The 23,704-nt window shown below is 45.5% G+C and carries 16 protein-coding genes; 7 read left to right on the plus strand and 9 right to left on the minus strand.

The window, feature by feature from the left end:
* Positions 1-193 precede the first annotated feature (193 nt).
* The gene (locus tag LZZ85_RS14600) at positions 194-982 is read left to right on the plus strand and encodes a DUF3575 domain-containing protein (protein ID WP_237873391.1); all 789 of its coding nucleotides are present in this window, start codon (positions 194-196) and stop codon (positions 980-982) included.
* 44 nt (positions 983-1,026) lie between these two features.
* Here the strand turns inward: LZZ85_RS14600 and LZZ85_RS14605 are convergent, their stop codons facing one another.
* On the minus strand, positions 1,027-1,446 hold the full coding sequence (locus tag LZZ85_RS14605) for a LytR/AlgR family response regulator transcription factor (RefSeq protein WP_237873393.1): 420 nt from the start codon (positions 1,444-1,446) through the stop codon (positions 1,027-1,029).
* 702 nt (positions 1,447-2,148) lie between these two features.
* Between LZZ85_RS14605 and LZZ85_RS14610 the strand changes: the two genes are divergently transcribed.
* Positions 2,149-4,818 carry an ABC transporter permease gene (locus LZZ85_RS14610; RefSeq protein WP_237873395.1) on the plus strand — a complete coding sequence of 890 codons (2,670 nt, stop codon included), beginning with the start codon at positions 2,149-2,151 and terminating at the stop codon, positions 4,816-4,818.
* A gap of 71 nt (positions 4,819-4,889) precedes the next feature.
* On the opposite strand, the gene LZZ85_RS14615 is transcribed toward LZZ85_RS14610, so the two are convergent.
* On the minus strand, positions 4,890-5,273 hold the full coding sequence (locus LZZ85_RS14615) for a hypothetical protein (protein ID WP_237873397.1): 384 nt from the start codon (positions 5,271-5,273) through the stop codon (positions 4,890-4,892).
* Between the two features lie 200 nt (positions 5,274-5,473).
* Here LZZ85_RS14615 and LZZ85_RS14620 point away from each other — a divergent pair, with 200 nt between their 5' ends.
* Complete coding sequence (locus LZZ85_RS14620) at positions 5,474-6,034, plus strand: RNA polymerase sigma factor (RefSeq protein ID WP_237873398.1); 561 nt, start codon at positions 5,474-5,476, stop codon at positions 6,032-6,034.
* 608 nt (positions 6,035-6,642) lie between these two features.
* On the opposite strand, the gene LZZ85_RS14625 is transcribed toward LZZ85_RS14620, so the two are convergent.
* Positions 6,643-9,759 carry an FG-GAP-like repeat-containing protein gene (locus LZZ85_RS14625; protein ID WP_237873400.1) on the minus strand — a complete coding sequence of 1,039 codons (3,117 nt, stop codon included), beginning with the start codon at positions 9,757-9,759 and terminating at the stop codon, positions 6,643-6,645.
* 381 nt (positions 9,760-10,140) lie between these two features.
* Between LZZ85_RS14625 and LZZ85_RS28665 the strand changes: the two genes are divergently transcribed.
* Complete coding sequence (locus tag LZZ85_RS28665; RefSeq protein ID WP_237873402.1) at positions 10,141-11,154, plus strand: helix-turn-helix domain-containing protein; 1,014 nt, start codon at positions 10,141-10,143, stop codon at positions 11,152-11,154.
* Between the two features lie 260 nt (positions 11,155-11,414).
* On the opposite strand, the gene LZZ85_RS14635 is transcribed toward LZZ85_RS28665, so the two are convergent.
* The 4 genes from LZZ85_RS14635 to LZZ85_RS14650 form a co-directional block, all read right to left on the minus strand.
* Entirely contained in the window at positions 11,415-12,332 is a 918-nt protein-coding gene (locus LZZ85_RS14635) for a histone deacetylase family protein (RefSeq protein WP_237873403.1), read from the minus strand.
* A gap of 239 nt (positions 12,333-12,571) precedes the next feature.
* A complete protein-coding gene (locus LZZ85_RS14640) occupies positions 12,572-13,123 on the minus strand; it encodes a hypothetical protein (RefSeq protein ID WP_237873405.1) in 552 nt (183 codons plus the stop codon).
* 768 nt (positions 13,124-13,891) lie between these two features.
* The gene (locus LZZ85_RS14645; protein WP_237873408.1) at positions 13,892-16,117 is read right to left on the minus strand and encodes a glycoside hydrolase family 3 N-terminal domain-containing protein; all 2,226 of its coding nucleotides are present in this window, start codon (positions 16,115-16,117) and stop codon (positions 13,892-13,894) included.
* Positions 16,118-16,235: 118 nt separating this feature from the next.
* On the minus strand, positions 16,236-18,068 hold the full coding sequence (locus LZZ85_RS14650; RefSeq protein ID WP_237873409.1) for a glycoside hydrolase family 2 protein: 1,833 nt from the start codon (positions 18,066-18,068) through the stop codon (positions 16,236-16,238).
* A 283-nt stretch (positions 18,069-18,351) separates the two neighbouring features.
* Between LZZ85_RS14650 and LZZ85_RS14655 the strand changes: the two genes are divergently transcribed.
* The 3 genes from LZZ85_RS14655 (at position 18,352) to LZZ85_RS14665 (ending at position 22,796) form a co-directional block, all read left to right on the plus strand.
* A complete protein-coding gene (locus tag LZZ85_RS14655; RefSeq protein WP_237873411.1) occupies positions 18,352-18,606 on the plus strand; it encodes a hypothetical protein in 255 nt (84 codons plus the stop codon).
* A gap of 40 nt (positions 18,607-18,646) precedes the next feature.
* Positions 18,647-19,429 (plus strand): mechanosensitive ion channel family protein, encoded by a 783-nt coding sequence (locus LZZ85_RS14660; RefSeq protein ID WP_237873412.1) that lies wholly within the window; start codon positions 18,647-18,649, stop codon positions 19,427-19,429.
* Between the two features lie 121 nt (positions 19,430-19,550).
* Entirely contained in the window at positions 19,551-22,796 is a 3,246-nt protein-coding gene (locus LZZ85_RS14665) for a SusC/RagA family TonB-linked outer membrane protein (protein ID WP_237873414.1), read from the plus strand.
* A gap of 46 nt (positions 22,797-22,842) precedes the next feature.
* Here LZZ85_RS14665 and LZZ85_RS14670 read toward each other — a convergent pair whose 3' ends face one another.
* Both LZZ85_RS14670 and LZZ85_RS14675 read right to left on the minus strand, forming a co-directional pair.
* A complete protein-coding gene (locus tag LZZ85_RS14670; protein WP_237873416.1) occupies positions 22,843-23,184 on the minus strand; it encodes a hypothetical protein in 342 nt (113 codons plus the stop codon).
* 46 nt (positions 23,185-23,230) lie between these two features.
* The gene (locus LZZ85_RS14675) at positions 23,231-23,695 is read right to left on the minus strand and encodes a MauE/DoxX family redox-associated membrane protein (protein WP_237873418.1); all 465 of its coding nucleotides are present in this window, start codon (positions 23,693-23,695) and stop codon (positions 23,231-23,233) included.
* Between the last annotated feature and the right edge of the window lie 9 nt (positions 23,696-23,704).

A 23,704-nucleotide genomic window follows, 5' to 3' on the forward strand; every position in this document is an offset into this window, starting at 1 on the left:
TCAGCTTTTTTGAGACGATCGTGTTATCCGTACTCTTACACAATAAAACTGGCATTTATTTGGTTAAGAAGAGTGGCGGATCATCTCTGAAATTTTTATCAATTTCTGTCCCGTTTTATAGGTATAACACGTATTTATACCAATAAAGGGAAACAACTAATTAATATATTGTTGTCCGAAACCAAACAGAAGTATGAAACGTTTTTTCATTGTCCTTTCTCTTGCTGTTATCACCGGCCTTTCCCACCAGCTGCATGCCCAGCAAACAACCGGCGGTGAGGGGAGCAGCACAAGCACCGCTGACAACGGGAATATTAAGAAAAACCTGCTGAAAGTGAACCTGACAGGTCTTTTTGTAAAAAACTATTCCCTGCAGTATGAACGCATTTTGACCAGGAAGACAAGCGTGGCTTTGTCCTTTCGAACCATGCCAACCTCCAGTGTCCCGTTCAAAGGTTTTTTCCGGGATGTAACCGATAATGATCCGTATACCAACCAGGTTATAGACAACCTCAGGTTAAGCAATATTGCCATAACGCCGGAGTTCCGGTTCTACCTGGGCGAGGGTTATGGAAAAGGCTTCTATATCGCGCCGTTCTATCGTTATGCAAAATTCAAATCGGAGGACCTTGTGTTCGAATATGATCATGGCAACACCACCGAGTCCATTGTTATAAGCGGAGACCAGTCATCTCATACAGGGGGCATTCAACTTGGTGCTCAGTGGTTTCTCGGGAAAAGTGTAGCGCTGGACTGGTGGATACTGGGCCCTCATTATGGTACGGTGAATGGAAATTTTTCAGGCATAACAGACCGGGTATTGTCACAGCAGGAGCAGAATAGCCTGCGCCAGGCGTTGGAAGATGTTGAAGTACCCATTGCGGATAAACAGATCACCGTGACCTCAAGGGGAGCGGATGTAAAAGTCACCGGCGGATGGTTAGGCCTGCGTGCCGGACTTACCGTTGGCATACGTTTCTGATAAAAGACATTCCTGACAGTATGTAAAATAGCCTGACGCGATCGTCAGGCTATTTTACATACTGTACTGGTTCCACTGAAATCGATAAACCCGCCGGCATTACCGGCAACCGGCTCATCCGCATCACTGGTCACCGTATGATCGGCATTCCATAACATCCGGATCCTGGCTTCCATCAGCTTCCTGTATTTATCGCTGAAGGAGAATACACCATCACGCAAAGTAACCGTTTGCCTGTCAAATGAAATGATCCTGTTCAACGCTACGAGTGTTGAACGGTTAACACGGCAGAACTGATCCGGGCGTAATATTTTCTCCAACTGTTTGATGGTAAGGAAAGGAATGTAAATACCATGATCTGTTACAATCTTCACATGATGATCCAGCGAAAGCACATATCGTATCTCATCAATACTTATACGGACATATTTCTTCTTTAAATGAATAAAAAAACTTTGTTGCATGATGAATAGTTTAGGATAAGTAATAAGGTATGCGGCTATTACAGGGAGGCGATCCGGATTATGCAAAAAGCAGGTTACTACAGGTCAGTGCCAGCAGCAGGCATACGTAGCAGCTACGTTGATCATTAAAATATTTACCTGGATAATCGGGGCGCATTGATAAAACAAGATAACAGAATGGTATTGTAATTTCAATCAACTAAACAGCAACCGTACTATTGGCGACGTGAAATAGTATTCTGAAGGCACGAACAAAAACAACTCTCCGCATTTCTGATCCATTCGTCGTTTCATATAAAAAGGGGAAGTGGAAACTTCCCCCGGTGCTTCACATGAGAAAACGAAAAAACCAAGATGCTCATACACTAAACTTGATCAGATTCATCGCAATGTAATGAGCTTACCCACACTCCCGCAGGATCACAGCATAAACATCTCATCGCACTCCGTGAAACCTTCATTGAAAATAAGAAGAGATGTTTCTATGAAAGATCATGATGCAGGCAGCTGCTCATTGCCAGGCAGTGCGGGTAATCACCATCCGCGCATGACTGACACCTGACCCATTGGTTTTTAAAATTTTCAAGAAAAACCAGCATAACCTGCATTTTTTCCACAGATTGGCATAATCCATAAACGGTTGGAAATCCGAAAGGTGTTTTACTTATTTTTACCCTACTTAACAGACGCAGATTTTGATTGATGGATAACCAGGACAGGATATGGCAATTATACGCCCGTAAAATGGCGCGTGAAGCTTCTGAAGCAGAATTGCAGGAATTGCATGACCTGGTTGCGAATGATCCATCAATGGATATGCAACTACAATTGATGACGGAGTTCTGGAACAACTCTTCTCCCGTCAGAGAGTTGAAGAATGATGACGCGTTCAACCGGATCCTGGAGCAGGCCACTGAAGAGCAGAACGAGATCGCTTCAGCAAAAGCACCTGCCCGTCCATCAGTACCTGTTCATCCGCATAAACATCCGGCACCAGGCTTCAATAAAAGCATTATCCGCAATTATGCGGTGGTAGCCTGGCGGAACCTTGTGCGCAGCAAAAGTTTCTCCGCCATCAATATAGCCGGCCTCGCACTGGGCATGGTCAGTGCTGTGGTAATATTGCTATGGAGTTTCAAGGAGCTTAGCTTTGACCAGTTCCATTCTAAAAAAGAACGGGTCTATCACATAATGAACCGGGCTAAATTTGAAGAGAATGTAGTAGTGTGGGGTGCGACGCCCAAACCACTGGCCGCTGTACTGGAACAAAACTACCCCCAGGTGGAAACGGCTGTGAGATTGAACTGGGTGGCCTTGTTCGTGTTACATGCCGGAAGCCAGCAGTACCAGGAACCCGGCTATCTGACCGACCCTGGATTTTTCAATGTCTTCGATTTCCCCTTTTTGAAAGGTGATCCCAAAACCGCCCTGCAATCTGAATACTCCATCGTCCTCACAGAAACGATGGCAAAAAAACTTTTCGGAAATACAAATGTGCTTGGCCATACGGTAAGAATTGACAGTACCGACTTCTTCACCGTTACCGGTGTCATGAAAGATCCGCCGATCAACTCATCACTTGACTTTAACTATGTGATACCGTGGAGTTATATGAAAAGGGTTGGGTGGGACGATAACAACTGGAAAAATAACAATGTCCGTACCGTCGTGCTGATGAAACCCGGCATTGATGAAGCCACTGCTAACAAACTATTTGCAAACGTCGTAAAGAAACAGGTGAGTGATTCTGAAAATGAATTATTCGTTCACCCGCTTACAAAATGGCACCTGCGTTCCGGTTTTCATAATGGCATCAACGATGGAGGGGAGATCATTCTCGTCCGCATGTTCTGCATTATTGCCGGATTCATTCTATTGATCGCATGCATCAATTACGTCAATATGTCGACAGCGCGCAGTCAGAAACGGGCGCGTGAAGTGGGCATCCGGAAAGTAGTGGGCGCTGGCAGAGGATCGCTGATCACACAGTTCCTTGGAGAGTCTGTACTTGTATCTTTCTTTGCAGGAGCTATCGCGCTGATCCTGCTCTACCCCGCCCTGCTTGCGTTCAATTACCTGATAGATGACCGGCTCTCTGTCCCTTTTGGCAACTATCAATTCTGGATCGCCGCTATCCTGTTCATGATCGTTACAGGGATCCTCGCGGGTATCTATCCGGCTTTTTATCTTTCCTCTTATCAACCGGTCAAAGTATTAAAAGGACATTTTAAAAGGATCCGCGTATTTGTCACACCAAGAAAAATGCTGGTGACACTGCAGTTCACTTTCGCCATTGTGATGATCATCTGTACGATCGTTATTTACAGGCAGATCAAACATACACAGGAAAGAGACAGGGGTTATCGTGGCAATAACCTCGCTTATATGTACATGAAAGGCAGGATGAAACAGAACTATCCGGCTATCCGGGAAGAATTGCTTGCCAGCAATGCGATCACCGATATTACCAGATCGAATTGTCCCATCACCGATGTATGGTCCAATGGTGACGATTACGATTGGGATGGGAACCCGCCCGGAGAACGGCACGTGGTAATGCGGTTCACGGCCGACCGCAACTATGTTTCAGCAATGGGACTTCAGTTATTACAGGGTCGCGATCTCGACACTGAAAAACACCCGGCAGATACATCATCGGTATTGATAAACCAGGCTGCCGCCAAAATGATGGGCATCAGCGCAAATGCGGTAGGGAAAAAGATCAGACAGGGAAAGAAGGAACTTGAAGTGGTTGGGGTTGTACAAAATTTCATTCCTGATATGCCATACCAGGCATTTATGCCGGCCGTGATCCATGGAGATACAGATAATTTCGGAGCGATCTCTTTCCGGTTGAATGAAGAACGGGGAACAGATGAAAACCTTGCTTCGATCGCAGGCATATTCAGGAAATATAACCCGGACTATCCATTCGAACATTTTTTTGCGGATGAAGCATACGAAGCCAAGTTCGCAACAGAAAAGGTCATTGGCACACTTGCCGCTTTCTTTGCGGGGCTGACGGTGTTCATTTCCTGTCTTGGACTGTTTGCGCTGGCTGCCTGCCTGGCAGAAAGTCGCATAAAAGAAATAGGTGTACGCAAAGTACTCGGAGCATCCGTAACAAGAATTACGGCACTCCTATCGAAAGACTTTTTTCAGCCGATCGTGCTGGCTATTCTTATTGCATCACCGCTGGCCTGGTGGGGAATGGATCACTGGTTGAGCAATTATGCATATCGCACATCTATCAACTGGTGGGTAATTGCAACGGCTGCATTGCTGGTGATCCTCATCGCTATTGCAACCGTCAGCTATCAGACTGTCAAAGCAGCCATTGCTAACCCTGTACGAAGTCTTAAAACTGAATAGCGTTTCATTTATCAGCACCAGACAAGATGCTGATGGAGATCCTGCTGACTAAATGCAGCATCTGTTGAGGTTTATCCCGACGTTCTCTTCTTTTTTGCATTTTTTGCGCGGGCGCGCTCTTTGCGGGCAGACTCCAATCCTTCTTTATACCGTAGAATATCTTTATCGTTAATGGAATCGAATACATGACCAAAGTCGACCATTGACAAATCCAATGCTTCAAGAATAGCAGTCCAGGTACTCGACGCTGCATTCTTTCTTCCAAGAGAAATATTTACCAGTGTCGCTTTGGGAATACCGGAAGCAGCCTCAAGACGCCCAAAACTATTGATGATGTTTTTATCCTTGATCCCCTGCTCTTTTTTATGCAACACCAGCGTTTTATTCTTCTCAACAATCAGTTTTAAAGCCAATCCCCACTTCAGTAATATGTATTGTTTTTCCTTGATCTCCATTGAACCGGAAAAGAACAAGGATTTTTAAAATTAACTGATATGCGATCAGATACCAGATGTAAAAATGATTACCTTCACACAGGGTCATCATAACATCTTACTCCGACAAAACAGAAAGTCCCCGGCAGGAATCCCCACGAACCTAACAACGAGTCTACGCCTTTCCATCCTGTCATTTATCATTTCATAAAATAATCCCCATGAAACCTGTTTCCCTTCAGCAGGAGATAGAAAGATCTGCGTCAGCTTTCCGTCAGGGTATGCCTGCCGGCATGACCTATCTCTTCAATGCGTGGTATGTACCACTATGCCAGTATATCTGCTCGCTGATCAACGATCCTGTTACAGCCGAAGAGATCGCATCAGAAGCGTTCTTAAAAACCTGGAAATACCGTTTGCAGTTTCACTCATCTGAGGATATCAGAGCGTATCTCTTCACCATTGCACGCAGAGACGCATTTAAATGGACACAACAAAAACAAAAAGCGCCAAGACTGGAAACATTGCAGGAATTGACCGCCGCAACAACGGAATTATTGCCAATGATCCACGAGGAGATCCGGACAACCATTCACAATGCGATACAAACCCTGCCAAACAGATGCCGGCAGGTATTTGAATTGCTGTATATAGAAGATAAAAATATCGATGAGGTGGCCTCCTCCCTCCTTATTTCGCCGTATACAGTAAGAGCACAAAAAGCGAGAGGGTTAAGTTTGCTCAGACCTAAACTGCTTAGTATCCTTGAGAAAAAGAAATAACCGGGAAACACCCGGTTATCCACGGGGCAAACCGGCTAACAAAACACAGTTAAAAAACACCGGTTCATCCCGTTTTTTAACCTTTTCACTCAATTTTATACCCCATCGGCTCAGTAACTGTTGTGCAAACCAAAACAGCTTCGTATCCTTGTACTGGTTTTTCATAGGATATTGGATTTTAAACGGGGCAGGATTTCTATCCAGCCCTTTTTTTATGCTCATGCACTTCAGCTGCCGGTCAGGTAAAGAATGAAAAGTCCCAAACTACAACACTCCCCAACGACGCCTAATCGTTACCCAAACTTTGGGAGGAGTCGAGGAATTTACTGTCTCATACTGTAGCCCACGATTGAAATTCAATGTCGTCTAGTTAGCGGCCCCGAAGGAACGCGGCGGAGATACGCGGAGATACGCGGAGAGCGCGGCGAAAATACAAGATGCTCTATGGCTGTTTTCGCTGCGTCCGCCGCGTATCGCTCCGCCGCGTTACTTATACACCAGGCATCTTTAAGTTGACGCGTATTGAGGTCTGGCATTTTCGCATTGACAGGTATGCAAAAAAAAGGGTCGCCTTAAGGCGACCCCGTTTTAACCCTGGAACTCACTCATCATTGCTCATTGAAGATCAACCGAACCGTACTGAGTTTGTTGTTATTCTCATCGTGCAGGGTGACCATATACACGCCAGGCACAATGTTCCGGTTTCGGTTCATCACTTCCGTTTGCTGATGCTCCCGGAGATTTATTTTTCTTGTTTCAAACAAAATACCAGCTGTATTGAACAAACGTAAAGTATACTCTCCTTTTTCGAAACCTGTCAACCTGATACTTACCTGTTGCTGAGCAGGGTTTGGAGCTATTGTTACAAGACCCATACTCTTCTGATCGAACTTCACCACAACTGTGTTGGAATAAACATATTTACCATCGTCATCCATTACTTTCAACCGGTAATAGTTGTTTCCAAAAACCGGCTTCTCGTCGGGGAACAGGTAATTGTTGCGTTGCTGATCTTTTGCCGTTACCTCCGCAATCTTTGTGAATGTAACACCATCAAAGCTGCGTTCCACTTCATAATGGCTGAGGCGTTGTTCATCGACGGTCAACCAGTCGAGCAATACTCTCGCACCCTCTTTTTTCCCGTTGAAGCTGACCATTGTTGCAGGCAGCACAATACCGCAGAGATTGCCGTTGAATGAGTATGCTTTACCGAGGCCGTTTGCATCCGCCGCAAAACCCAACAGCGTACCAACGGTATTGCCGAGGTTGAGCAATCCAACACCAAAGTCAAGGGAGTTGGCTGGTCCGCCGACTATAGCCCGTGTTGCCTGTGCCGGCGCGACCCCTGTACCCCAGGTTTTCGCACCTGCCACGCTAAAGCCCAATAATGCTGTTTCATTGATACCTAACAACGGAGACACGGTTGTAGTCAAAGTCCAGTGCACCGGGGTTTGCTGGTAGGTTCCGTCGGGCCGGCCAAGCAATATATATGCGGCACCACCGGTCACATTCGCACCTATAAGCGGTACATTGGTTGTAAGAGGCTCTCCGACGATAATGTCAGGATATGTATCACAATTGATATCTCTCATATTATCCATGCTGGCGCCGAACATGAGGGAAAGGTTTAACGGTTGTCCTGTCAGAAGGCTCAGAACGGATGACTGACGTGGAGAAGTCAATGTTTGCAACGGCCCCACCGGGTTTGTGATCGGACCTGTTTGTTTTGCAAATACACTCACTGTTCCGGCTTTAAGCTGCAATGCTCCTACAACATTGCTCAGTACGCTCGACGATGGAGCGCCAACGAGGATATTGCCTGTACGTGCATTAGCATTATCTCTCACACCTCTCAGGGAGTAACCAAAGAGATTGGCTGCGCTGCCCAAAAGCCCCGTTGTGCTTGCCTGGAGACGGGCGGCAGGACCGGTATTAACGCCTGCTGCATTTCCCGTACCTGCAAATACATAGGCAGATCCGCCAAGCACCTGGCCAGACAGGATATTTGCCACATCAGTACTCAGTCCGCCGATTCCTCCCGTGAGAACGGCCAGGCTCACACCTGCAGGCGCGCCCACCACTACGTCAGGGATCGCATCACTCGTATACGCTCCTGCTCCTTCAACGCTATAGCCAAACAGCAGGCCTGACACCTGTCCGTCCAACACGGTACCTAAAAGCAATGCAGTAGCGTCCCAGACCGTTTGACCAAGAAGCGGAACGATGATGGATTGTAATGCGCCACTCAGACCGAGCAGACTACCAGTCGGAGGATTGAGCGAAACCCGTGTTGTGAAAGTATTAGTCGGATTACTGAGGTAAACAAAAGCGCCACCGGTCTTAACATTCGCCAAACCGGACAGTCTCGCAAAAGTAGGCGCTCCCGCAACGATCTCTCCTTTTCCGTCCCCGTTCATATCACCCGTAACGCCTACAGAAAAACCAAGCAGCGCGTTGACCGTAATAGAGGTGTTTGACAATTCTCCTGTGCTAAGCGTGATGTCCACAGAAGTAGTGGGATGAGGTCCGGAAATATTTGTTGCATTATATACATGCACCCTTCCGACACGACCTGTAATGGCTCCAAAGATCGGGAATGTAAGACTTACACTTTCCAATGGAGCTCCGACTATGATGTCAGGTAGTCCATCCCCGGTCACATCACCTGCAGCCACGCTAAAGCCGAAAAGACCAGAAGCGAGAAGTGCTGCAGTTGGTTGTAAAGTATGTGCAGGCGTGGTAGCGAGACCGGTTGCCGATCCGAGGTAGATAAATACAGCACCAACACTGAGAATAGAGCCGGAACCGCTTAATACATCGGCCATACCGGGCGCACCAACAGCCACATCCTCAAACCCGTCATTATTGATATCACCAAGTCCTGTTACATTGTATCCATACAATGTATTTACCTGCAATGCAAGCGTATTCAAGACTCCGGGAAGAAGGCCGTTGGCGGAAGTTGACCAATCAGTTGTTTTATTCAAAGGATCGATCGTAACAGGATAAACAGCGTTCTCATCATTCACTATGATCGAAAACGCTTTTCCTTTTTCATCAAGCTCCATGTGTGCATCCAGTACCTGATGATTCGCATCCCAGACTTTCAATTCTTCATATATAAGCCGGGTAGCTCCTGTTGCTTTATCCGCGAAAACAAGGCTTTGCTGATTGACCAGCTTTGCTGTTAATTGGGATTGAAGGGACAGTCGAAGGCGGAGATGCCCCTTCCCTCCCGGATTTTCATAGATAATAAAATTCTGACGCAAGCCCTTTTCATTATTCCGGTATTCTACATCGGCAAACCGGAAATGCTGAACAAGACCCTCGCTGCCATTTTCAGTTGATACAGGTTCTTTAAACCGGAATGCTGCCTTATCGCGTCCTACAGATTGCAGACTGAACTTTACTTCCCAGTTGGGTTCAGTATTGTCAGCGCGCATCGGATAAGCAGTATAGCCGTCAGGCTGGATAAGATATCCCGCCTTGTAACCAGGACTTATTGCCCTGAAAGATGTAAGACCGGCAGGCCGGAAATCATACTCGAAATCCCTGATCCACGCAGATGCGTTGGTGAACCAGTCATCCGTTGCGGTGGCCGGAGCGTTACGTGATGATGAAGGTGTTGATAAAGAAACTAATCCGGAACGATCAGTTTGAGCGAAAAGAACAGAGGTGAAAAGTGAACTTGCAATGATGAAAGTAAGATAGAATTTTGCTTTCATAAACCAGGATTTAAGGTTAAAACATTTGGCCTTCCTGGAATGGAAGATGAAGCTAAGAATCTGAATGGTGAGTGACTCCATTGGTCAGCATTCCATAGCATTCACTAATCAAAGTATTGGATAATAAGTCAGCGTTGGCTTTCCGGGGGATAGGAATTTCATCAAGGCCTGATGATAATAGTTGGTTAGAAGTAGTTAACGTTGAATAAAATTATTCTCATATTCTTTTTCATTGTACCTCCATGCGTTCAATAAATGCCCGGATGCGTTCATTTATTTGTTAGTGTTTTATCGTAAGATGAAACACTTAAAGATTGGCACATGTCGCTGCTTTATTTTATTTGGTATGTCTGTTGCTCCTTTTTATTCAAACCTTTTTCTGTGCATAAATTACTTACCGCCTTTCAAAAGTTGCGTGGTAGTACTACACAACCTGATGCGGCCAACTTCTTCACAGAACTTGCACGCATCTTCAATGCTGAACCAAACAACAACACCATCAGCTTGCCATTAGCCGAGGGATCCGGAAGCATTAAGCTAACAGATACCAATAATGGATTACAGGTGATGACTTGGGACATCCAGGTAATGGGTGTTCGCCAATTCAAGAAAATCCCTGTAAGACCGGCTAACGGAAAGTTCTTCACGGTGATCGCCTCTCTAACCCCTAAACACTTTCAGATCAGAAAGCGGGAAGGCACGTTGCTCCCAGACATTGTATTCATGTCTGCTGACTATCCGCTTATCTACACCTTATTGCCAGGACACAAGATCAAAGCCCTGATCATTAATATATCCGCAGAATGGATATTCCGGGAATTCAGGGATGCAGATCCTGACATTTTATTCCAGGCACATGACCTGTTCTATGAAAAAAAACCTCTACTGTACACAGAGGAAGCGTCCTTTACTCTTCATCACAACCTCGAAGACATGCAGGAGTTAATGAGTAAAGGAAGAACAGATCCATTCTATGCAAGAACCAAGACATTATCTATCCTGCACGACATCTTCCGCCGATTGCAGACAATGCCTTCCAGCGAAAAGAAAGACAGCAATGAACAATTGCAAATGAAAATGCTGGCAGTTGAAAAGATCCTTGATGAATACCTCGACAAAAACCTTCCTTCCATTAAGGCTATTGCCAAACAGGTAGCGTTAAGTGAGTCTACATTGAAACGCAATTTCAAAAAAGTGTATGGGATCAGTATCTATGAATTCTATCTCAAGAAAAAAATGCAGCTCGCAAGGCATCTGCTGGACCAACAACCCATCAGTGTGAAAGAAGTTGCTTACATGCTGGGATATGAAAAGACCAGCAACTTTATAACGATGTTCAAAAAGTTCTATGATTTTTCCCCCGGTGCTTTACGCAAAAAGCTATCGATGGAATAAGAATTTGGTGCGTAATAGTTAATGTTTCAGTTAGCCCATGATCTTTATCATGGGCTATTTTTTGTCTATACCACAAACCGTGTACGGGTTACTGTGTAGTAGCGCTGGCAAATGTCACTACCCAAATCGGTGTAGTACACGTACTATTACTGTAGAGGCTTTTCCCGCATAAAAAAAAGTGAGGTAAAATATCGCCGCAGATATAAGCAATAAATTATTTATTATCTGGCAAATACATATCAATTAGAAACTATGTATAATCAGTCCAGACCATAGATGTCCTTTGCTAGCCGGAAAGTATTACAATGCGCCTGAGTGATAACCCTTATATCCTCTGAATATCCACCTCCCATTGCTACTGCACATGGAACTGCAAAGTGCTTCACTGTTTCAAAAACGTACCTGTCTCTCTCAAGACATCCATTCATACTTATATTAAGTTTTCCAAATTTGTCGGTAGACAGGATGTCTACCCCTGAAAGATAAAATACGAAGTCAGGTTTCACACTTTCCATTAAGTATGGCAGTGTATTTTGAAGATATTCCTGGTATTTATCATCATTTATGCCATCAGGTAGTCCAATGTCCAGATCACTTTCTTCTTTGTGAAAAGGATAATTATGTGCGCCATGCATGCTGAAGGTGTACACTGCCGGATTATTCCTGAAAATACTTGCCGTTCCGTTGCCCTGGTGCACATCAAGGTCAATGATCAGGATCTTTTCCGCCATTTTTTGCTGTAGCAGGTAATTCGCCGCCACAGCAAAGTCATTCAACAGACAAAATCCTTCCCCCCTGTCCGCAAACGCATGATGGGTTCCGCCTGCAACATTCAATGCCACCCCGGATTCAAGGGCGGCAAGACAACAGTCTATCGTTCCCTGTACGATCACCCATTCACGTCTGGTCAACCCGGGTGACTGCGGGAAACCGATATGCCGCTGTTCCTTTGCACTTAAGGTTTGCCCCTTCAATTTGCTGACGTATTCCGCCGTGTGGGTCAGGAGAACAATCTCATCCGGGCAGGACTGGGGCTGAATAAGATTTTCCGGCTGTATCGTTCCTTCGTGCAGCAGTTGTTCCGGGATCAACTCATATTTTAACATCGGAAACCGGTGACCCTCCGGCAGCGGATGAGCATAGATCGGGTCAAAAGCGATGTGAAGAAAACCGGGCATACTGCAAATATCAGCGTAAATTATTACAGTACTTGCGGTTATCTCCATAAATACCGTATACCGGGAACCATCATTGATGGTATAATTCCTATCCCTGCAACAAATATTTGCGATTCCACAGGTTGACCGTTTATTGTATTTTGGAACCTTTACACGTCTCGTCGTATAAGTAAGTTCGCTTAAAAGCCTGCCTTTTCAGGCAGGCTTTCTCTCATCTGAAACCATAGTCGTTGTCCAACCTAATCATTTAAACCGAAATAAGTTTTCACCTCCAAATAATTATCCAGGTTCAGTGACTGCCCGTTGCGTCCGGTCATCACATTATTAATGACCGATGGCGAAGCCATAATGATCTTTACTTTTCTGAATGTTACAGGCATTGAATAATCATCTCCTGTGAGCGTATGCAATCTCATATACAAGCTGTAGTCGTCCGGTGATTGAAACACCTGGTTGATCCACCACCTTGCCTGGTAAACGCCTCCTGATCCAAGACCCGGGCAGGGATACCATGTCGAAAGCCCTTCGCTCAGAGGATTATAATAAACAAGAACCAGACTGGAGTCTATCCTGGCCTTCGACACTCCCGGCATCTTGAACTCTTGCACAGCTGTAAATGTCGTTTGCCCAAAATTGAACGAGATAACGTCAGCATTACCGGCATTTCCCTGCGCACCTGCATGCCCCTGTCCTCCTTCCGGACCCGGCAGACCAATATCATACTTACTGCATGAACTGAACGAAATAAGCGCAACAAGAACCAGCGACCCGACCTTGAAATATCTTTGCATACTAGTAGTTTAATGATTACTGCCGCAAAGAGAGTAAAAGAAAAAAAGAATGTGGATCAGAAATGAGTAAACGGAAAGAAATTGGATGTATCTGGCAGCGGTGGCTTTTTATCGAAGCCCTTTTTAGTTCGATGGTTGATGATTGATACAACTATGAACCTGCATTAATACTGAAGGATATGAGCGGCCAAACAATGAACAAAATTTGGCCATCCGTTATCAGGCATCTGGCGCAAAAGCTGGGGATCGATTTCTCAGTTTCGTTTACGGTCGTCTAATCACCGTCATACTTCCGTTATTTTCCCGTTAGATCCTGTGTTTTTCCCATGGATTCCCTTCTGCATAAAGCGATATTTACAACAGAGAAATTTCTTAGTCACCGTCATTTTCAGGACTGGTGGAGGAGGGCAGTCCTGAAAAGGGCGGTGCGTTTTTTTATTGCATCTATGATCAAAAAAAGGAAGAATGGGATAGGAAATGTGGAATGATACAATTGAAAAATGGGCGACGACAGTCAAACGCAGCAATGCGGTTGCTGTCGTATGCCCATTTCTGCCCTGCGCGCGGCGAATGAATCAGCGCGCGCGGCGGTGAATGGATCGCAGCGCGCGGCATAGAACGAATCAGCGCGCGACGGGTATATTAACCCGCCCCCCGGCAACTCATAGCCCAGCGGAACCAACTAACCTGTTGCGAGATATCAACCTATGAAACCTCTGAAACTTTTAAACTTTTAAACTCTTAAACTTTTAAACTCTCCCCCCCCCTTTATTCCCCTTTTAATTCAACAACCTGCCGCAACTGGATCGAGTCAGAACTTCCCCCGATCATTATCTCGAATTCGCCCGGCTCTGCATCATACTTAAGGTCAGCATCGTAAAAGGATAAAAGAGTTTTATCTATAACGAATTGGACTGTTTTAGACTCACCCGGATTCAGCGTGATCTTTTGAAACCCTTTCAATTCTTTCATCGGGCGTGCAACAGAAGCAACCTTATCCCATATATACAACTGTACCACTTCAGCTCCGGCAGACTTACCGGAATTGGAAAGATTGAATCTCACGGTGACCGTTTCATTCTTCCTGAACTGCGTCTTATCCACTTCAAGGGCAGAATAATTGAAGGTTGTATAACTCAGTCCATAACCGAAGGCAAAACGCGCAAGATTTGATTCATCGATATATGCGGAACGGTAGTGAATATTCTTCGGATCTTTTACGGGGCGCCCTGTGCTGTATGCATTATAGGAAACCGGGATCTGGCCTATTGACCGCGGGAAACTGATCGGAAGCTTTCCGGAAGGATTGTGATCACCATACAATACATCGGAGATCGCGTTCCCGGCCTCAGTGCCTAACCACCAGGTGAACAGAACGGCGTCTGCTTCATCGGCAATTGCATCAAAGATCAGCGGACGACCACCCATCACCAATGCAACAACCGGTTTACCCGTTGCCTTGACCGCTTTGAACAGTTCTTCCTGCTTTCCGGGAATATGAATATCTGCCCGCGATCTTGCTTCACCCGTCATATCACCACTTTCTCCTGTCGCAAATATCACAAGATCCGCCTGTTTTGCCGCAGCCACGGCCTGTGCAAATCCTGCGGTCGATGTTCCTGTGATATCACAGCCTTTCGCATAAATAAATTTCGTTTGCCCTTTCCTGTTCTGCAATCCGTCCCATACACTTACAACAGTAGCAGTATCATTCGGGAACACTACCCAATTGCCCAGCATATCCTTTTTTGATTTACCGAGAGGGCCTATCACTGCGATTGTTTTGTAATTCCTGTTGAGTGGCAGTACAGCTTTAGTATTTTTTAATAAGACGATAGATTTTGCGGCAGCATCACGCGCAATTGCAAGATGCTTTTTATCTGCAAGTACTTCTTTCTCTCTTTGCAGGTCGGAGAAGCGATAAGGATCTTCAAATAATCCGAGTTCAAACTTCTTTCTCAATATTCTTTTTACCGCATCATCGATCAGTGCTTCACTTACTTTACCGTCTTTGACCAGTTGAGCAAGGTTTCTGCGATACGCATTGCTTTCCATATCCATATCACTACCCGCGATCATTGCCCGCTGAGCAGCATCTTTCGCGTCTTTTGCATAGCCCCATGGCACCATTTCTCCAATAGAATTCCAATCGCTCACTACGAATCCCCCAAACTTCCATGCATCTTTCAGGATATCACGCTGCAGATACGTACTGGCGGTTGCAGGAATTCCATTTAGTGTATTGAACGAATTCATAAAGGTGGCTGCACCTGCATCAACAGCAGCTTTGAATGGCGGCAGATATGTTTCCCATAACTGTTGTCTGCTCATATCCGCTGCATTATAATCACGTCCGGCGAGTGCCGCGCCATAAGCGGCAAAATGCTTCGCACACGCCATGATCGCATCAAGCTTTCCCAGCTCTTCGCCCTGAAAACCTTTCACGCGTGCAATGGCGATCTGCGAACCAAGATATGCATCCTCACCCGCGCCTTCCATTACACGGCCCCAGCGGGGATCACGGGCAACATCCACCATCGGGGCAAATGTCCAATGCAGCCCGGATGCTGCGGCTTCCTTTGCGGCAATATGCGCTGTTGTTCGAATGGCTTCAAGATCCCATGATGCTGATTCCCCAAGCGGCACCGGGAAAACAGTCTGGTAACCGTGTATCACATCCTGGCCGAATAACAGGGGGATCTTCAGCCGCGACTGCATCGCTGCGGCCTGTATTTCCCGAGTATCTTTCACACCTTTTACATTCAGCATACTGCCGATCCATCCTGTCTTAAGGTCATTAAGCTGGTTCGTCTTTTTATCACTGGCAGGCCCCGTAACCTCCCGGCCGGAATACTGGTTAAGCTGGCCGATCTTCTCCTCCAGTGTCATCAACTTCAAAACAGAATCAACCCTTTGATCAATTGAGCGCTTTTGCGCCAGGCTGATCAATGGTGTGCACAGCAAGGCTATGCAGCAAAATTTCAGGCAATTCATTTCGGTTATTTCTTTGTTGGTTAGTTAAAAGCAGTGAAAGAACAATAATTGAAATGCTCAACAGTTTTCCGGTTTAAAGGTCAACGTCAGGCAACTATTAAACCTGGAATGTTTAACCTCATTTCCCCTCGCTTTTATACTTCTTCTGCATTTCGTCGTAAAATGCTTTCAATACAAAAAACGCTTTCTTCTTTTTCCCTGTTTCGGAGATAAGGCCTTTCCGATTCCAGAAATCCTGGTAATAAGGATGCTGGCGGCGGGGTGAGCGGAAGTCTGTCAGGATCCATGGTGTCATACCACGCAAAGCAGGAATAGCTGTAAGCATTTTTATCTGGTTCACGTACAGCAACTCCTGGTATTCTTCACTCCACCGGGTTTCTTCGTCCGCATGAAAACCACCCAGCGCATCTGCCCCGAACTCTGTGATCACAACAGGTTTATTGAATCCGATCTTGAACTTATAATTCAGCATATCAGTTGAATTGCTCCAGTACCATCCTGCATATTCATTGAAGCTGACCAGGTCGAGCTTTTCTCCAAGCGGGTCATTTACGATCACATCATGTCCTTCCCGGTGAACCTCCAGTGCCGCCGCAACCAATCGTGTATCATCCAGTGAACGTGCTTTTGCCGCAAGCTTACCCATGAAGGTATGACGTGGCTCGCTTAACGGGGTTTCGTTACCGATAGACCAAACGATCACGCTTGACCTGTTTTTATCACGAACGATCAGATCAGACAATTGCTTCTCTGCATTGTTATACGTATCCGGATTCAACCATGAAATAGTCCAGTACACAGGCACTTCTCCCCAAACCATTAACCCCATTTCATCTGCGAGCCTGATCATCTCTTCGCTATGAGGATAATGTGCGAGGCGAACATAATTGCAGTTCATCTCCTTTGCCCATTGAAGCATCATACGCATATCTCCCTGACCACGAAGACGGCCGGGTATCAATGGATTTTCATCATGCAGTGAAATGCCCCGAAGAAATACCGGCTTCCCGTTCAACAGGATCTCCTGCCCTTTTGTTTCGATCGTACGGAAGCCGATCTGATCAGTCAGCTTGTCTTTTGCAGTACTTATCTCTACGTTATACAGCCGGGGATTTTCCGGTGACCAGTAACTGATCTTTTTCACGGGAAAGCTGATCGCAGCGCGACCATTATTATCCGTTGTAACGGTTTGCGTAATGCCTGCTTCCGGGATAAAGATCGTGACCGTTTGCGAAAGAGCGGTACCGGCCATCTGAACAAACCCTTCTATCTTATTGGGGTTATTTTTTGCAAGCTGCACTTTGTAGTCGGCAATATAGGAATCCGGCACTTCCGTCAAAAGTACGTCACGGGTAATACCGCCATAATTCCACCAGTCTGTATTAACAGTCGGGATTTCGTCCTGCTTACGCGTATTGTCAGCTTTAACCACAACAAAGTTCTCTCCTTTAACCAATTTGCCGGTTACATCAAACTGGAATGGCGTAAAACCGCCTTTGTGCATTCCCAGTTTTTTCCCGTTCAGATACACATGCGCTTCGTAGTTCACTGCTCCGAAATAAAGGAAGTATCTTTTTCCAGCCTGTGGGTCCGCATTGAATTTCTGGCGAAGCCAGATTGAACCTTCATAGAACTGAAGTTTTTCAGATTGCGAATTCCAGTCGCCCGGCACTTTCAGCGTTGGAGAAAGATCGAAATTGTATTCGATCAATTCGCCTTTATCCTTTTGTTTGCGGTCATCATAAAACCCGCCTGAACCTGTTGCCGATTGATCATGTGGCTCATGACGATAATCATAGTATCCCATTTCATACGGGTCGATAATGTAATTCCAACGTCCGTCGAGACTCAGGTTTTTTCTTCCGTAGATATGCTGCAGCAAAGGTTCCTGCGCATGACTGCCGGCAGCGTAAATAAAGGCGGCGATCAGAAAAAGCAAGCGGGTATTCATTTTGGATAATGTAGTTAATAAAACTTAGTTAAATATCAGGACGCGGAAAGATACAGCAGAAAAGTATAGGGTGTATCCGGGACGCAAAGGGTAAGTCCGAAATCGTTTCCGGGATAAGTGATCAGGGAGCAAAACCAAATGTTCAAAAGGAAGAAGAGCCCACCGGGCCGTTTACTCAATGGAGCGCAATATCCGCTAAATAGTATTGGTTAAAAAAGCGCCGATGCTGAAATTTGGGCGTGCGTTAACAGCTTTCAGTCGCGGATCTAATTAATATTGATATATGCTTGAAAAATACCAGACCCTCCGGACAATTTACGAACTGGTCAGAAATGACGACCAGCCGATATTGAGCAATATCAGTCCGAGGGAAATAATTCTACGCCAGCATTCCGGCTGGGATGTAATTGTAACACACCTGTATGAGTTGAAACAGGAGGGTTTGTTAGAGATCCTGCAATTGAATATTGCGCAGATATACCTCACAGGCAAGGGACTTGAGCATGCAATGGCGATGACCGCCAACGCGGCGGCATAGGCCACGACCAGAATGGCATAGTTTTTTTATATCCTATGCTATGAATTGGAATTGGGAAGAATTTTACAAAAAAGCATCTGACTGGCTGATACTGTATGTGCCAAAGATCGTCGTAGCCATTATCATTCTTTTTATTGGATTTTGGTTGGTCCGCATTCTGTCCAAATGGTTAAGAAAAGTTTTGGAGAAGCGGAACTTTAACGCATCACTGCGGTATTTCCTATTAAATCTGATCGTGATCGCGCTGCAGATCTTTGTCATCGTGATCTCGTTGCAGGCAGCAGGTCTGCAACTTACTTTCTTTACGGCAATTGTAGCCGGCCTCAGTGTCGCGGCGGGTCTTGCTCTTTCAGGAACATTACAGAACTTTGTGAGCGGCATCCTGATACTCGTACTCCGTCCTTATCGCGTTGGAGATAATGTCATCATGCAAAATCAACAGGGCACTGTTGATTCCATCCAGCTGTTCTACACCCTGATAAAAACTTTTGATAATAAAACGATCATCGTTCCAAACGGACAGCTCTCCAATAACGTAGTGGTCAATCTTAGCCGCGAAGGGATGCGCCGCATCGATGTGGAACTGAAATTTCCTTATAAAATAGATGAGGAGACGGTACGCAAAACTGCTGTTGATGTAATAACGCATATTGACTCATTAAAAAAAGAGCCCGCACACCGGATCGGCGTCATAAATCTCGAACCCGACAAATACACGATCTCTATTCAGGCATGGACGAATGCACATGGCTTTGAAGACACCAGGATGGAGCTCAACGAACGACTCATGGAAGCATTAAAGCAGCAGCAACTTCTTGCATAAAAAAACCCTGTACAATACTCAATAGAGAGCAGTTGTAATCAGAAGATTCATCCTGTTTTTTGTTACCTTAACAAAGATGCATCGAGCAATGCATCGCCATTGGGAACGAAATACACTCCGGATGAAACTGTTTATCCTTTACTGCATTGCCAGTCTGGCGAACGCATGTGTTTATGCGCAAAGGATCAGTGTTTCTTTTAAGAACGCTTCATTCCGTGAAGTGATCCGGCAGATAGAAAAGCAAAGCTCCTACACTTTCGTATACACCAGTGAACAGCTCCAAAGAATCCCGAATACCAGTATCAGGAAACACAAAATGGACATTCGCGATCTTCTTGGCAACCTCCTGCAAAAAAGCAGTATCGGATATCTTATCGACGGGAATTATATTATTCTTGTATCAAACCATGAACAGAAAAGAACAGTCCGGGGACGCATCCTGACCTATTCAGGCGACCCGGTGGAAGGAGCCACCATATACCTCCAAACTGAAAACAAAAACATCATCACCAAGGCAGACGGCAGCTTTGAACTCTCGGGAGTAACTTCAGGAACGGCGTTGCTTATCACAGGCGCTGAGATCATTTCTACGGAAACAGAAGTTGGAACAGCTGACTTCCTCGAATTAAAGATCCAGCAAAAGATAAAAGAATTAGACGAAACGATCATCCTCGGATATGGATCAACAACACGCCGGTTCAGCACAGGCAATGCAGTAAAGGTCAATACCACTGAAATGAACAAACTGCCAAGAAACGATCTGTTTCAGTTTCTGCAGGGAAAAGTTCCGGGTATGCTCATAACATCTTCCGGAGAAGCTCCGGGAGCGTCCTCCCTGTTACAAATACGCGGACAACATTCTGTCAACCCAAATCCGCTTATCAATTACCTGATACCACCGGTTGACCAACCCTTCATTGTACTCAATGGTGTTCCCTTTGCTCCACAGAACAATAATGCAAACCAGCTATCTTCCATCGGCGCGCCGGGAAGTCTTGACGCTTACCAGAATCCCTATGGCGGAATAAGCCCACTAAGCCTTATAGATCCATCTGATATTGAAAGTATCGAAATACTAAAGGATGCAGTAGCAACCTCGCTTTATGGATCCCGTTCCTCGAACGGAGTCATACTTATCACCACCAAACAACCATCGGAAGAAAAACTCTCGATAGAAACGATCATATCATCCGGCATATCTGTACGCAAGGCTCCGCCCGCCATGCTTTCAACAGATCAGTATCGTGAATTAAGAAAGAATGCGTTTACAAATGATGGTATCCAGGCAGATCTCGCCGAACGTTCTTTTTCATACGCACCAGATCTGTTATCTTTTGACAGCAGCCGGCAGATCAACTGGGGCAGGTATTTTTTTCATGCTGCCACGCCATTATGGAACGCACATTCACGGATCTCAGGCAGCTTCCGCAGGATCTTCTTCACCGGTTCTATTGGTTTTCGGAATGAAGATCATCTATTGAAAGGAGATTTCTTTTCAAAACAATTAACCATCAGCCAGCAACTCAGATACCGCTCTCAAAATCAAAAAATAAACACCACAGCATCTGTTTATTACTCGAATGGAAAAAATGTGTCCACCGTGTCGCCGGCTTTATTACGTGTGATCAGTTTGCCACCCAATCATCCGGAGCTTTATAACAGCAATGGCAAGCTGAACTGGGAATACAATGGACTGCCGATAACAGATAATCCCGCGGCTTATCTGCTTCAAACATATACGATGACCATGTCTGCCATACAGGCAACCACAAGAACGGACTACCTGATAGCAAAACATCTCACCATCAGCCTGAACGCCGGATACAGCGGTTTATCGACAAAAGAATCATCATTAGCACCTCACGCTTCATTCGGCCCGCAACAGCAAAGAAATGTCCGCAGCTTATATGGGTCAGGAAAATTCCGGACCACCGTTCTCGAACCTCAGCTTGAGTATAAGCTGAGCCGCAAAAGAGTTTCGCTGCTGATAATGACGGGCGCGACTTTACAACATCATTCTGTTTTTCTTGGATCAATGAGGGGATCTGGCTACAACGATGCCTCAAAACCACTAACATTAGCCAATGCCACGCGGATAGATGACAGACACATCTTTGACAACAACACTTACCAAAGCCTGCTTGCTAGATTCTCTTTGCAGATCTCAGGCAAATACAGTATCGATCTCACCGGAAGATGTGAAAATTCCAGCCACTTCAGCAGCGATGAAAAAAACGGATTATTCTCATCGGCAGGTATTGGATGGATCTTCTCTGAAGAAACATTTGTCAGGAAACACCTGCCATTCTTTAACTATGGGAAGATCAGGATCTCATATGGTACTACCGGCAATGATAATGTGGGCTATAGTCATTTCAGGGATTCATGGTCAAGAATTTCAACGTATACCGGCAATCAGCCATCTGCAGACAATGTGAATGAAATCCCGTTCGGATGGTCGGTTACACGAAAAGCTGAAGCCGCACTCGAATGCTATACTTTTAATAACCGCTTATCGTTCACTTTTTCAGCCTATTTCCACCGCACTGGCAAACAGCTGATCAGCCAACTCTTACCCAATCAAACCAGTTCATCAAGATATATCCTGAACTATCCCGCAATAGTACATAATCGCGGGATCGAGATTACTGTCACTTACAGATCCGAAGAACATCGCAGGCTCAGGTGGTCATCACAGATAAACATCACTTCTCACAGGAACTATCTGAGAAGTTTTGAAGGATTGGAGAAAAGTATGTATGCACGAAGATACTGGACGGGACAGTCCCTTGATTCCAAACAGCCCTTGCGATTTGCCGGTGTGGACCCGGGAACGGGGATCTATCAGTTCCTTGAGGACAACAATTATTATGTCAATACTGCACCAAAATTATATGGCGGGTCAACTCAGACAGTCTCCATTGGACGCTGGAAGACTGAAATGCAATTTGATTTTCGCTTTCAAACAGGCATCAATCACCTCCGCGCTTTATATAATCACCCTCCCGGTTCAGGCATCAATCAGCCCCTGCTGGTTGGTGATTACTGGCGATCACCGGGAGATATCACGACGGTCCAAAAGCCTACGGTGAGCCCTTCCTCACCGGCGCAGTTAGCATCTTTCCTGATTCCAGGCTCAGACGCTATTTACAGCGATGCTTCTTTTCTACGATTGAGAAATCTTTCGATCAGTTATACTATAAACAACAAAAAACAGGTCAATACGAGCCAATCCATTCAATTGTATATTCAACTGCAAAACATTTTCACTGTAACAGGCTTCCCTTTGTCCGATCCTGAAACGCAAAGTTTTTATTCTTATCCGCGCGCAGCGACAATATCTGCCGGGATCATCATAAAAAACTGAGCCCACCATAGCGATGGCGGGCTCAGCATAAACATTATCCATGTGATCAGATAGTAGGACGCATTTCGCCAATGGCTTCAGGCTCACGGTAACCGGGACGCAGGTCATTTGTTGTTTCATCCACTTCAGACGGATCAAACCCTATCGTGCATTTATATGACCAGGGGAAGGTTGGACAAATATACTCCGGCATGTACGGGGAGATGGTTATAAACTCAACCATTGTGTTATGAAAGAACGATCCCGTCCCATATCCGGGTTTGATCTTGTACCACCAAAGATCCCATGAACCTTTACTGTTTTTAACTCGCGTTTTTTTGGGTGCGGTAAATGCACTCAGGCTTATAGCCATAGCAATAGCCGCTACCCCTAAGAGATACTTTTTCATATCAGGCGTTATTTGGTTAATGATGCTTACTCTGTTGTTCAGGTTTTCAGCGTTCCCTGTTGTCTGCTTTGGCCAAAGCAGGCGCTTTTATTGCAATAAGATTGTTGGTAATAAGAAATCCGGTCATGGCCATCAGCATTGCGGCAATATTGATCCAGAAATGCTGCGTCCAGGTAAACCATGGTGCAATGCCGCTACAGGAGCATGGGAGGTCTTTTTCCAGCAACAAAGAATACCCTATATAAGCAGCATATATCAGAAGAAGGCAAAAAGAATAGAGAAAACCTGCGCGTCTGGTCTTAGGAATGGACAGCAATAATACAGGTAAAAGATTTACGATGGAAAGAACGATCGCTAGAACCTTAGCATATTTCCCAACCACCGGCGCCAGTGTCAACGTGAACTGAAATATTTCAAAATTGAAAAATTTACTTATCGCAGCATACGCGAAGATAAATATGAGTATTGCAGCAATAACCTGTACGGTTATGCCCCTTGATAGAATTTTCATGAAATGATA

It is taken from the genome of Terrimonas ginsenosidimutans (genome assembly GCF_022012415.1).
Taxonomy (GTDB): domain Bacteria; phylum Bacteroidota; class Bacteroidia; order Chitinophagales; family Chitinophagaceae; genus Terrimonas_A; species Terrimonas_A ginsenosidimutans.

Coding starts and splice junctions, on each gene's coding strand:
- LZZ85_RS14605 (WP_237873393.1), bottom strand. CDS start 1,446: ATGCAACAAAGTTTTTTTATTCATTTAAAGAAGAAATATGTCCGTATA.
- LZZ85_RS14665 (WP_237873414.1), top strand. CDS start 19,551: ATGAAACTGTTTATCCTTTACTGCATTGCCAGTCTGGCGAACGCATGT.
- LZZ85_RS14615 (WP_237873397.1), bottom strand. CDS start 5,273: ATGGAGATCAAGGAAAAACAATACATATTACTGAAGTGGGGATTGGCT.
- LZZ85_RS14625 (WP_237873400.1), bottom strand. CDS start 9,759: ATGAAAGCAAAATTCTATCTTACTTTCATCATTGCAAGTTCACTTTTC.
- LZZ85_RS14670 (WP_237873416.1), bottom strand. CDS start 23,184: ATGAAAAAGTATCTCTTAGGGGTAGCGGCTATTGCTATGGCTATAAGC.
- LZZ85_RS14675 (WP_237873418.1), bottom strand. CDS start 23,695: ATGAAAATTCTATCAAGGGGCATAACCGTACAGGTTATTGCTGCAATA.
- LZZ85_RS14655 (WP_237873411.1), top strand. CDS start 18,352: ATGCTTGAAAAATACCAGACCCTCCGGACAATTTACGAACTGGTCAGA.
- LZZ85_RS14600 (WP_237873391.1), top strand. CDS start 194: ATGAAACGTTTTTTCATTGTCCTTTCTCTTGCTGTTATCACCGGCCTT.
- LZZ85_RS14650 (WP_237873409.1), bottom strand. CDS start 18,068: ATGAATACCCGCTTGCTTTTTCTGATCGCCGCCTTTATTTACGCTGCC.
- LZZ85_RS14610 (WP_237873395.1), top strand. CDS start 2,149: ATGGATAACCAGGACAGGATATGGCAATTATACGCCCGTAAAATGGCG.
- LZZ85_RS14645 (WP_237873408.1), bottom strand. CDS start 16,117: ATGAATTGCCTGAAATTTTGCTGCATAGCCTTGCTGTGCACACCATTG.
- LZZ85_RS14640 (WP_237873405.1), bottom strand. CDS start 13,123: ATGCAAAGATATTTCAAGGTCGGGTCGCTGGTTCTTGTTGCGCTTATT.
- LZZ85_RS14620 (WP_237873398.1), top strand. CDS start 5,474: ATGAAACCTGTTTCCCTTCAGCAGGAGATAGAAAGATCTGCGTCAGCT.
- LZZ85_RS14660 (WP_237873412.1), top strand. CDS start 18,647: ATGAATTGGAATTGGGAAGAATTTTACAAAAAAGCATCTGACTGGCTG.
- LZZ85_RS14635 (WP_237873403.1), bottom strand. CDS start 12,332: ATGCCCGGTTTTCTTCACATCGCTTTTGACCCGATCTATGCTCATCCG.